The organism is Caballeronia sp. INML1 (assembly GCF_023631085.1).
GTDB lineage: Bacteria > Pseudomonadota > Gammaproteobacteria > Burkholderiales > Burkholderiaceae > Caballeronia > Caballeronia turbans.
On sequence record NZ_JALQDT010000078.1, the window covers coordinates 73,658 to 85,515 of the forward strand.

Here is an 11,858-nt window from a genome sequence, read left to right on the forward strand (position 1 = left end):
TGGAATTTCGCACCGTCTTTCAGCAACGCTTGACCTTCCCACCACGGGAAGGTACATGCCGAAAAGCTTCACTTTTGGCGAGAACCAAACTTCACTGCTGTTTGAGCCAAGCGAATGACCCGCGCCCGGCAGCCCGGCGTGAGCGACTTGAACCTAAGCTCCCGCATCCGCTCGCGACGGACATCCAACCCCCGTGGCGAACTTCGTCGCTAGATGGGAGAGGACGCTTTCATCTCCTTTGAACTGCGACAGGCCTGCACTGATTCGCGACATCGCCATTGGGACATGTGACGCTCGCCGAGCTTGGAGATATCTGGCGAGCCGACTCGCCCGCGAGACTTGCAACCCTTTTGCTCGATCTTCAACTAGGATTGGCGCCGATCCGATTCGACACAGCTGAATCTCCCACTGAACTATTTGTCTGAAGCCAGTTTGACCGCCAACCGGTTCCTTTCTTCAAGAAGACCGTCATACATCGAATACACTTCCTGCACGTGTGCGAGAAGCGACTTGAATGTTTCCTTTGCGTCAGCCTGCTTCGCGGCTTTCGCCTTCGTCTGCAATGCTTTCGTCTCGGACATCAGTCTCGCGATAAGCGCTTGATCGTCGTCGGCCTTCCGCTGTTGCTTCTGCGCGGTCTTAAGTTCCTTGATATTTTCCTTCAGGTCCGGGTAGCGGTTGTAAATCAGCGAATGCGATACGCCACACCGTGCCGCGACCGCGTGAATGCTGATACTTTCGCCGGCCTCACGCATCTCGCGTATCGCCGCAATAATTCGGGCTCGTGTGTCCATCATCGGGCATCCACCGTAATCAATTGCTGTGAGGTGAGTTGGTCAATGATCTTGTTCGCCGCAAAGAGGTTGTCTTCCAGGGACTGCCGGAACGCCTGAAACTGCTCTTGCGCCTCGTGCGGCATGCCGTCAATCCGCCCGATTTTGGCCTCGCAACTTGCCCTGATCGCTCGCCAATATGGGAGATGCTTCGGTGTCGCGAAGTAAGTGTCGCAGTATAGGCAGTGGGACGGATCGGCGGCATTCCTGATCTTGCATGACGGCCCCTTTGTGCAGTAGCCATGCGGCAAACCGCGGATCGACTCGCTGTGTCGCGTTGTGAAAGTGATAACATCTTTCATGTTTCTGAAATGCGGCTGCTGCTCCGTCCCAAACGCTTCGTCATTCATTCCATCGTTCAACGACATCAACATCCTCGTTAGACGTTCGCCACCACCGCCGGCAACACGACCGGTGACCGCCGACTGAACAATATCGTTGACTGACCGGCCATTGGCCAATGCCTCAAAGTGCTCGATCACGCTCCTCAGTTCGTTGAGTGACTTGAATCCGCGTTCGGTATAAACGAAGGTCATCGCGCGATGTAGATGCTTAAACTGATATTTAATGTCGTCGAGATCGCCCAGTCTGTTCGCGATAATGAACCAGGCAAACGTATGCCGGAATTGGTGGGCAGTCAGATTGAACGGGTCTCCGACGCGATACGGTTTCCCGCGATTCCCGCTGTTGCCCGCCACCGAACGATAATTGCATTCCATCTCCTCCAGCTGAACCATGTCCGCAGCGGTAACGGGAATGCGGTAATGTGAGAGCTTGAGCGCACGTATGCCGTCGGCGCCTTTTGTATAGCGAACGAAGTTAGCCGTAAAGACGGTCAGGCGCAGACCGAATAGCCATCGATTGGCCAGCCCGTGCGTGAACGTGTTCAATTCGTCGTCGGTGAGGTGATCGCCGTAGTGTTGCTGGAGCAGTCGGGCGCGTTCATAATAGAGTTCGTTGACCTTGGAGAGTAGCGTCACGCCGCGCCATGCAGACTCATTGGCGATCCAGTCGAGGCTGATTGCATTGTCGTCTGTCTTTGACAGTAGGCTCTTCAGATAGAAAACCGTCTCCCCTCCTTCGGTCCGCTTGCCTGCACAACCCGTTTGTAGCGCACCTGCTTCGCCATCCCGCATGCCCGTGAACGCAAGGACCAGCGCATACGTGTGCAACTGAAGGTCACGGAAGTAATCGTAAAGAAGAGTTTTCAGCCGCCTTGCTGCCTTTCGCGCCGTCGAATAGACGGCTGCCGCCGGATCGACGCATTTCGCTGCGACAATACCCCGATGTGTCTCGCGAAAAACAGCAGCGAATTCATCGAACCTTGCTTCCGCCTGCTCGACATACCCGGTGGCTTCGGCAATCACACGCTTCATCACGCCCGTCGGGACGATCGCGTGGCGAAGCCGGTTTTGCGCTTCGTGCTGATCGATTGCCGGCAGCGTCAATTCGTTCACGAGTTCTGCGAAGTCGCTTCTGTCAACTAGCGCATACATTGACAGGCACTTCAGCGCGTCGCGAGCCGACTTGTAGCCAGACGTGAAGACCTTCGCATTCATGCCTCCATCTTTTTCGCTGTCCATCAGAAACCCCAGCAGGATCGTACGCAACTTGAGCGACGGGAGCTGGTCGAGGGTCCGAAACGACTGCAATCCACGTTGGGCACAATAGCGAGAGAACCGTGCTAACGAACGAACGCGCTGCGTAACGGATAGCCATTTGTACGGCGTGCCGCCTTCCCGGGCGCCCGAGTGAAGCAGGAGGAGCATGAGGGCTTTAAGCTCATAATCGAATTGCACACTTCCAGTGGCCACCACCAGCCCCTTCTGGATTCCCCGCTGGCGAAAATCCTGCCCGCCGAACGTATAGATGGCCCGCAGCGCCCGCTGGTCACTATAGGCCCAGACGATCTTGTCACGAAGCGAATCAATTTCGCTGACCGACAGGTCGTTGATGGCGATCCGGCCATTTGCCGTTGAAATGACATCAATAATTTCCGGGAGATCGGTTTTCATACACATCGCCCTTTATCCACTTAGGCCCGTCCTCGCGTCCGTGATCGCAAACCCCCAGTCTGGGTGCATCCCCTTGCTCGACAGCAGCATCTGTCCTTTCTCCGTGACGCCAGGCACCATCGCGTCGAGCCTGGCGAGCATGTCCGCCACGCGATCCTTGAGCATCGCGATATTCACCCTCTGTTCCTCGGTATCGTCCCATTCGAGCGCGGACGATTCCATCGACCGCAGTACGTACTCGCGATAACTCAACAACCGCCAAACGTGATCAGGATCGGCAACAAGACGGAAAAACCTGCACCAAATGCAACTCAGAAAGTCTGCGCAAAAATGCGCTGTCTTCCCTCTTTCCCCGAGCAGTCGCTTGTGCTCGAGCCCGTATCGCGCCGCCTCGTCATCGCGACCAGTCGACGCGCATTCGCCCGTCGGCGTATGCTGCAGCCGAATCTGCGGGTCCGTAACGATCACGATTCCCGCCGCGATCTCCTTCCCGCTGAAGTATTTGCCCATGGTGTCGACGGCTTTGCCCAACGTGTACCTGGACTGGTTCTCATCGATCCTGTAGTAGTTCGACTCGAACGTCGCGAAGTCATGTTTCGCCGCAGCCTCATAATCACGCAGGTTCTTCTGCACCTGCCGGTACAGGTGATTGACACCGCCCTTCCGGATTTTCGTGGAATCGAATGTCAAAGTGCATCCGCGTCTGGCGAGCATTTCGGTGACCGCCTTTGTCGCGGCCATGGACAGCCGCTGCACTTCACCCTTCCGCACAATGAGAAACACAAACGTACGGTGCGGATTTCCGTCGGGCAGAGAAGCCCGAAGATCCGCTGTCAGGTTGTCCCGGATATGCAGAAGGTCCGCGACCGCGCTGCGCATCGCGGATATATTTGTTGCGGGATCGTCGAAAGTATACGCGTCCGATCGGTAGCCCGCCCGCGCTTTGCGGAGAACGACGGCAACCGCACCCGGATTTAGCGGAGTCGCAGCACGAATAATGTCGTCACATTCAATCCCGAGAACAGGAGACAGATTCCATCCCGTCTTCAGCAGAATGCGCGCGAGATGAAGTGTGATTCTGTCTTCCCGCGAGCCGCCCTCGTCGTAGAGCATAGCCTCGATGTGGAATGCAAGTTCGCGGCATTGCTCGGCCGAATAGAAGTCGTCCGCATTGAGAAGCCTGAGATGCCTGTCCGTTCGACTGGTCGTGATCGGATACGCGTCGACGACAGTGAAGCCGTACCGTTCCAGAAACCACACTAGGCCTTTCCTGTAGGTGGAGGCGGTCTTTGTCGTCACTGTCCCTGCGCGAGCGGCATTCTGCAAAAGTAAGAAGATCGTCTTCTGAAGCCTGTGTCCCGGTAGATCAAAGGCCCGCATGCCGTGCTCCTGTAACTCGACACTGAATTCCTGTATGAGTTGCTCGCGAAACATCACGAGGACCGCCTTCAGTTGGGTATATTTGTGATACACCGTGCGCCAACCGAATGGTTCTTGTGGCAACGACGCAGCGAGGCCGGCAAGCAGTACCACGAGATCATCGTAGAGCGCGACAGAAACCATTCTGATCGGAGCGAAGTCGCAGAAGATGGGGCGGGACGAATAGTCGTTTACAAAAGCGAGCTGGTACGCCTGAAGTTCCTTCCTGTCGCGTCTGGCCGTCGGGAACAACGCATCCACAATCTCTTTGACAGGAGAAAACTGATCAGCGGTAATGCCATCAAGCCTGTGCGCTTTGCAAAGGAGCTCACAGTCATTTTCCGTGAAGGCGACCAGACCGCGCGAAATAACAGCAGCACCCGCACTACCCGGCAGCGCAGACAGTACAACGCGCAACCCGCGCTGCAGGCGCGTGAGCACGTCACGAACCGTTGCCGCCTTCCTGTATTTCAGCGGCTTGCTTCGTACGATCGCCGCAAATGTTTCAACATCTCGAAAGACTGGTTCGGACAGTGCGAAAAGCTCGGTGAGATCTGCGGTGTGCCCGAGCACATCAACGACTTTCCGTTTCCAGCGGATCGGGTCATGACGGGCAAGCAGATCAGTCATCGCCGCTGCCTGCTGCCACGTGCGAAGTTTCTCCGTCATCTCGTTCAGCTTCGGATATTTTGCAAACGCCTCGAATCCTTCGGCCACCAGCCACAACCTGGCACGGGTGTCTGCAATGAGTAAAGAAAGCAGGGAATACGTTTCGTGCTTACGCAACATGCCGGATGACCGAGCCCGTCCCTCGCCGTCGATCGCGAGGATATAGCGCTTATACGTCAACAGGAATTCTGGAGATACCCGATACAGTTCCGAAATATCCGTGTGTCCTGCGCGAAGCTGAAGAAAGCTCGGAGGCTTCGCGCCCGGATCGTTCCTGTGCAGTGCAATGATCTTGTGCAAGGCGCCGACCACGTTTCGGTAATACGCCGCATTCCCGCCGGATCGGTATGTCGCACCCACGAATTGCGCCCACGCGTCCTCATTTTCGATGGCGTCAACTCCACGTGTCAAAAACCGCTCGCGAAGCGCGCCGGGAAGGCGAGCCACGACCCTGCTTAGGGCGGGCAGGATGTGCGAAAGACCCGTTCGCACCGTTGCAGGTGACCAACCCCATCGTTCAGGGTCTTCCCCATATCGCCCCACGCCTGCGCGGATGTCAGCGGCCAGCTTCAGCGATATGTTTTCGGCATGCGTGAGACGAATTCCATCGCCTCTGGAATCAGGCCTGAGCGCCCTCATGCGTCGACCGTTGAAGCGATCGCTTCGGACTCAAGCCCCGGCCGCAGATCCGCGAAAATCTGGCTCACCCAATCCTGCATCTGGCTTTCAAACGTTATAGATCTCGCGAAGTTGAGGTACTTTTGCGTCGTCGAGAAGTTCGCGTGACCCATCAGGCTCATTAACTTGTACTGGATGAAGCCAAGCGGTAAGTGCTTCTCTAGCATGAACCTCGCAAGCGAGGTGGCAAAGGTAGCGCGTAAATCATGAAACGATCTGCCGAACCTGATGCCACGCTCGGCAAGTTCTCGCGCCACGCATGACGTGACATTCGTGAGCGATGCACTATTAATAGCATTGCCGGAACGGTTCAGAAAAAGTGGACGACCAACGTCCGCCCCGTGGACCAGGTCCCATTTGGCAGCGCGTCGCATCCGCTCCACCGAGTTCCTGTACTCCCACAGACCATGCATCAGGAAATGCGGAAGCAATACCACCCTCTCCTTGTTGAACTTGCCAGTCACCCGAACCGGAAAGGCCGTGGTCGACGATAGCGACGGATTCACAACGGCGCTCTCGGAAAGCGCCGTCACTTCGGCCGCACGCAAACCGCATGCAAGCGCGAGTTCCGCCCAGAGCTTGCGGCTGTCAAGGCGCATATGGTCACTCTCAAAGAGCATTTTGAGTTCTTGTACCGTGTAGGGTGTTAGCCCCTCGTCCAACTCCACCTTCTTCGATTTGTATCTCTTTGGAATCGCGAGATCGGTAGTCTGGACCAATAGCGCCTTCTCGTCCTGAACCGTGCTGAACAGCAGGTCGAAGTCGCCATCTTTCCGCGGCTTCCTAACGGCTATACGTTTGTACGCAAACGGAATGCGGTCGATACGCCGCATCTTGTGCGCCCACTCGTAGAACTGGCGAACGTGATTGACGTAAAGACTGGCTGTGTCTCGCGAAACCGTGCCTGCCTCGATTTCACCGATCAGGTGAACGCGGTATCTATATGGAGGCAGCCATGCCTTCGCACGGTCGCCATCTGCTGCTGCATAGACCTCGCGCCAATCCGTATCGGTGCGGTCAAGCCACGCGAGAAATCCCCGAAGAGAGTTGGCTATGCTCTTCAAGGTCTTGAGCGAAACACCGCCCTTCGGATTGCGATTGCGGGATGCTTTTGGACGTAGAAATCTGCCTCGGTAGCGATGCTCCATGAAGAGGTTCATCTCGAGCGCATCCGGCAACCTCGATGCGCAATAGAGCAGGGGAAATCCCTCGACGACATGATCCCTGTGAAATCGCACCTGACGGACCGTGACATCGGCGCCACCGGTGTCGCGCGGTGCGAGGCGATCGAAATAGGGAAGATCTCCAAGGTTCATGCATACAGGAACGACGAGGACACGTGAACCGATAGATTCGGTGTTGGATGGACTGCAGTGATTTCTTGTCATGTCATTCGGTGCCTAAGATTCTTATCGTCTAGCGTCGTCCATCGCCAAGCGGACGAGACGGTAACACTCGCACCGAATTTCGACAAGTGGCGTTAGCAACTAAAACTCGTAGATGCGGTTACCCTGCGCAGGCCCAGCACCGTTATGACTTCGCGAGCGCCGTCATCTGCCGCCTGGCGTTCGAGCAATGTTCGAAGGCGACCTCCCGGGCGTACCTTCCAAGTATCCGCGCATGCACGGGTCCGTCTACCGTCTCGCACACCGTTCTCTGGCGTGCGCGCCAACGTTCCCCGCCCTATCGTCGAGACGACGAATTGGCTTGCCAACGAAGGCGTCGTGACATGGGTTTGCACCGGCAACGCCGACGCTTCGATATACAACTGCAACTCGTCCAGCACCGAGTGCAGGAAGTTCGCGATCGTTGGGTTCTCGATGGTCGTGTCGGCCGATTGAACGTGGTGGTTGATCGTCGTGCTGCCGGCACGGCGAATAGCTTCCACCATCAACACCAAAGCACACGTACTGTCCTTGCCGCCTGAATAGGCGCAGCTCAAGCTATCGCCCTGTTCGATGTAACGCTGCATAACGCTGATCGCAGCTTCCATCTTCGAGAGGATTTCCTGTTCCATCTTGCTCGCTCCAAAAGAATAGGAGCGACCCTTTCGGGATGCGCTCCCGAAAGGGTTAATGGTCTAATTCAAATCAAAAGGTCAGCCGTCGCTCGTTGCGCCTCTTCCAGACCGTCGTGCGCTGCGGCAAACATGTCTGCTTGCCGTGTTGCTCGATCCAGCCGAGGAAGCGTCTTCGCGTACCGGCTCACGCTGGTACCGTCGAAGCTGTCCGCACCGGCGGCCGCACAGATGCGGATGCGCCGCGCCGAGTTCACGCGACCGACGTGCAAGTAGCAGTGACGCCGTCGCGCGAGGGACCCCCACACGTGCGCCGTCTGCTCTTTCCACTCCGTCGAACCGCCAATGAAGATGCCGACAGCAGGCGACAGAAGCGAGGCGAGGTCATCGACCTGCATACCGTTCTGAACAGCGATCAGCATCCGGCACGGCATCCCGCGAAGTCGTTCTAGCCACTTCAGCGAGTAGTCGAGCGAGGCCATCCCACCCATGACGATGTCCGGAAGGACAAGCCAATCGGCCCGCTCGCCAAGCCGTTCGACAGCAACAGAAAACGCGTGCTCATCGAAGGGCAGGTCCTGCTGGTACGCGGTCCAAGCGCCGTTATCCAACGCATAGCGATCGAAGCCCTCGGTACGCAACTCGCCCTTCGCCGAGACCAACAAGCGCCAGTCGGCGCCCTTCAGTGCGGCCAGGTTGCGGCGGGTGCCCGTGCGGCTCGCGTAACCGACGAGCGGCTGCCGATGCATGGCGATCCGCTCTTCGATTTCCGGGTCATCGTCAGCAGATCCGTCGACTCCGTAGTACTCGGCGCACGACATGAACGCTTGCGCGTAGCCGGTCTTCTGGCCAGTGGCGTATTGCTCCAACCACGGCGGCGTCATTGGCGCACCCCGTTTTGGGGTTGCACTCTGCCACCGATGATCAGGAAGACCTTCGTTTCCACGTTCCGGACCCACGGGCGAACTTCACCCGCGTGCGTCGCGGTGCCGGCGATGTAACCAATCGCCGCTTCGAGGTTGGCGAACTGCTCCGGCGATGCGCCCAGCTTCGCTGCTTCCAACATGAAAACACTCCACAGAAAGAACGCGGAGCGACCCTCGCGGGCCGCATGCCCGCGAGGGTTGACGAAAGAAAATGGCCGGCGATCTATGCCCACTTACTCGATCAGCTTGACGCTTTGCCACCAGCGACCACCCGACGGCAGGTCTCTGACGAAAGCGAAGTTTTCCGCTTCGTCGCGCGTGAGCTCGATCACCCCGCCCTTCAATATGGCCGTCTGAAGATAGACGACGTTCGCGAGGGCGAGGGGGCCATGCTGCTCAGCGACGCCGGTGAGCGATTCGACAGCATCGAGGAGTTCGGCATGAAACTGCTTGGCGTCAGCAGCGAGACGAAGCGATACGTCCGCGTCGCCGATTGCACCCAATACCGCATCGCACTGAGCTTGCGGGTCGTCAGGCCCGTACTGCTCGGGTTTGATCCAGCTCCGGATCACCATGTCGTTCAGTACGTCGTCAACGAAATCAGTGCAGGAATAGGCCATGGAAGGCTCCAATCAAGAAGTGAAAGAGAATGAGCCGGTGTCAGATGCGACGCAGACGGCCGTTATCGAACGCGGACGCGCGACGCAGGTCCGGCGGCCGCGGCGGTTGCGATTGCGCAGTGGCCGGTGCGGCTTGTTGCGTTGGCGGCTGGTGACGCACCGCGTTCGAATGAGACGGACTGCCGGCTGCCGCGAGCAGCAGCATCAAAAGGTTACGGTTGATCTGCATGATGCCGACATCAAAGTCCGACCGACCGTTGCCGATCAGATAGCGGACTGCGCGATAGGCGTCCTCGCGCGTGCGGAAGAAGAAGCCGCGACCGGCGACGTTCAGCGTCCACGGCCATGCCCGACCGTTGTATGCGGACTCATTGAGCGCGATGCCAGCGAGAATCTTGGGATCGACCGAGGTGTGCATCGCGTCGAACGGCGCCTGCGCGGATGCGCACGACCAGCCCCCTCGGCGCTCGGTGATGCTCGCTTGGGCGTCATCGGTAAGCGTCGCGGGGCGCAACCAGCCCGCCTTTACAAAGAGGCTTTCGAGGCTGATAGGCGAGCCGTCGATGTTGATCGCAACACCGCCAGCCGTGGCCTCGACCGTTTGGCCCTCAAATCGGTTTGCCCACGCCAGAAACGGCTTGAGTCCACATGCGTAGACGGGTTCGCCGGGCAGCTCGACGATCGCGCGTTTCGTGCCATCATCGAGCACGATGCGCGTCGGGCTGATGATCGAGTCGATGGTCGCCGCGTGCGCGCCGAACGCGATCGCAGACAGGCAGGCAGCCGCCCATGCCTTAGTCATGGTACGGCTCCATGACTATGTCCTGCGTCACTTGCACCAGGAACTTCTGGCCGGGTTCTACGGTGATGGTCGGCGGGATATTCTGGTTGCGCTGCATGACGGTCTGGGCCGTCGCTGCCGCGACCTGCCCCGCCGTGTCACCATAAGTAGTGACGCCGTTCGGCGTCGCGGTCGTCGCCGTCTGAGAACTGCTGTCGAACGCCTTCAGCAAAATCGCCGTAATGAAGCCCGCGCCGAAGATCTTCAGGAAGTGGTTGTTCACATCGCCCGAGAATCCGGCGTAACCGTTCTGGTCGGCACCCTGCATGCCGTTGAGTGGCACGCTCTTGCCGTTGGGCAGACGCAGACTCGTCGAAGCAACCAGCAAACGCTCTTGGCCAACTTTGACGTCCGCGCTGTACATACCATTGATGAAGGCGCCCTTCGGGATCATCAAACAGTCGCCGCGCAGGCTGTCATAGATGTCCTCGTCCACCATCGACGAGACGCGACCCGGCTTGTCCGAGTTCAGCCCCTCGACCGTCTTGACGTGAATGACGTGCGGAGGCGTCAACGTGCAACCCGTCGACCGGCCATTGAAGGTCGTGCGTTCGATGCCGCCTTGCGAAGCCGCATCGCGCAGGAACGCGCGGTCGCGATCTTCGGGCGCCTGTCCCTGCTTGGCCAAGGCGAGCGCCATCGCATCAGGTGTGTTCGCTCCCGCAGCGTTCCGAGCAGCTCGCACCTCATCCAACGAAGGGACGCCAGCGGGCAGTACGCCGGTCGCTTGGTTCGCCGAACGCGACGCGCCGGCCTGTTTGAAGATCGACGACGTATAGATCGCGTCTTGCGCGGCTTGGCGAGAAAGCTCGCGCGTGTCCGTGCCCGTGCCCGTGCCTTTGACTTCATCCTGGAAGTCAGCGCCGGTCAGCATCGGCTTGACGGCGGGCTTCGGAGCCGCTGCTTCAGAAGCTGCGCGCGCTGCAGCTTCCGACGCCGCTGCGTGGCGCTGCTGACGGATCATCTGGTCGATGTCGTTGTTGTTCGAAGCAGCCGGCGCTTCGGTACTCGACTTGAGCGCGGTCGCTTTTTTGAGGCGCGCCTCTTCGTCCGCCTTGTTGGTGGCTTGCAGTTCGTAGTAGAAGCCCAGCCCACCGATGACGACAGCAGCCATAATGCCGATGCTCATGATCGCGTGGCGCGGCGTCTTGCCTTTGACGAGTGCTTCTTGCTCCGCGCTGGGCGTCGCCGAGTCCGGTTTTTTTGCCACGATCAGAACACTCCGAACAAGCGACGGCGACCGCGCGTCACCGTGACCTCGTCCTTGCCGGAACGCAGAACGATCTCGTCGGCAAGACGCTGCAGGACCAGGAAGTCCCCGCGGCGGATGAAGTTCGCAACGACACGATCGCCGTGGTCGAGGATGAACGGAACCGGCCACTCCTGCGCTTTGGCAGGCATGCGCATCCAGACCGCATGGCCGTCGTCGAAGACGGTTTCGGGCGTGAACTCGGCGCGGCCCTCGACGCTGTAGTCCCAGTTGAGCTTGTCGGGCGCGACACTGACGCTTCCCGAATCGGCACCTCCACGAGCGCCGTTCGCCGTCGCGTCGTCGCGTGCACTGACGCGGGCCATCGGCGCTCGCGGGTACTGGAAGCGCACCGTCTGATAGAACATGCCGCCCGCCGGCGACGCGATAAGCGTGAAGTCGTACTCGCGGAGGTTCGTCGTCAGATGCAGCGTGTTGACTAGCAGGTCGTTGAAATACCTCGTCAAACGGTCATCCTGAGTGAAGGGGTGAACGTTGAATCTGAAGCCATTAGCGAGAGCGAGATGGAACGGATGCGCGGCAGCGATGGTTTTACCGAGTCGATGTTCACGGTGTTGAAGCTTGATGATT

The 11,858-nt window shown here is 58.6% G+C and carries 11 protein-coding genes; all 11 read right to left on the reverse strand.

From position 1 onward, the window contains the following. Positions 1-413: 413 nt before the first annotated feature. The gene (locus NCR38_RS31610) at positions 414-797 is read right to left on the reverse strand and encodes a DUF6262 family protein (RefSeq protein WP_250478279.1); all 384 of its coding nucleotides are present in this window, start codon (positions 795-797) and stop codon (positions 414-416) included. Further along, positions 794-2,848, reverse strand: a complete 2,055-nt coding sequence (locus NCR38_RS31615) for a hypothetical protein (protein ID WP_250478280.1) — start codon at positions 2,846-2,848, stop codon at positions 794-796. Before NCR38_RS31615 ends, NCR38_RS31610 begins: the two co-directional genes overlap by 4 nt. Positions 2,849-2,860: 12 nt before the next feature. Continuing rightward, complete coding sequence (locus NCR38_RS31620; RefSeq protein ID WP_250478281.1) at positions 2,861-5,383, reverse strand: hypothetical protein; 2,523 nt, start codon at positions 5,381-5,383, stop codon at positions 2,861-2,863. A gap of 188 nt (positions 5,384-5,571) precedes the next feature. Then, complete coding sequence (locus NCR38_RS31625; RefSeq protein WP_250478282.1) at positions 5,572-6,930, reverse strand: site-specific integrase; 1,359 nt, start codon at positions 6,928-6,930, stop codon at positions 5,572-5,574. 164 nt (positions 6,931-7,094) lie between these two features. Further along, positions 7,095-7,631: a hypothetical protein gene (locus NCR38_RS31630; protein WP_250478283.1), complete on the reverse strand. Its 537-nt coding sequence runs from the start codon at positions 7,629-7,631 to the stop codon at positions 7,095-7,097. 68 nt (positions 7,632-7,699) lie between these two features. Next, on the reverse strand, positions 7,700-8,515 hold the full coding sequence (locus NCR38_RS31635) for a hypothetical protein (RefSeq protein WP_250478284.1): 816 nt from the start codon (positions 8,513-8,515) through the stop codon (positions 7,700-7,702). After that, the gene (locus tag NCR38_RS31640) at positions 8,512-8,697 is read right to left on the reverse strand and encodes a hypothetical protein (protein ID WP_143756451.1); all 186 of its coding nucleotides are present in this window, start codon (positions 8,695-8,697) and stop codon (positions 8,512-8,514) included. The genes NCR38_RS31635 and NCR38_RS31640 overlap by 4 nt, the downstream gene beginning before the upstream one ends. 93 nt (positions 8,698-8,790) lie before the next feature. Beyond that, positions 8,791-9,177, reverse strand: a complete 387-nt coding sequence (locus NCR38_RS31645) for a hypothetical protein (RefSeq protein ID WP_061121780.1) — start codon at positions 9,175-9,177, stop codon at positions 8,791-8,793. A 40-nt stretch (positions 9,178-9,217) separates the two neighbouring features. Beyond that, the gene (locus NCR38_RS31650) at positions 9,218-9,979 is read right to left on the reverse strand and encodes a lytic transglycosylase (RefSeq protein WP_250478285.1); all 762 of its coding nucleotides are present in this window, start codon (positions 9,977-9,979) and stop codon (positions 9,218-9,220) included. Next, positions 9,972-11,228, reverse strand: a complete 1,257-nt coding sequence (locus tag NCR38_RS34415; RefSeq protein WP_250478286.1) for a TrbI/VirB10 family protein — start codon at positions 11,226-11,228, stop codon at positions 9,972-9,974. Before NCR38_RS34415 ends, NCR38_RS31650 begins: the two co-directional genes overlap by 8 nt. Before the next feature lie 2 nt (positions 11,229-11,230). After that, a partial coding sequence (locus NCR38_RS31660; RefSeq protein ID WP_250478287.1) for a TrbG/VirB9 family P-type conjugative transfer protein occupies positions 11,231-11,858 on the reverse strand: 628 nt, incomplete at its 5' end.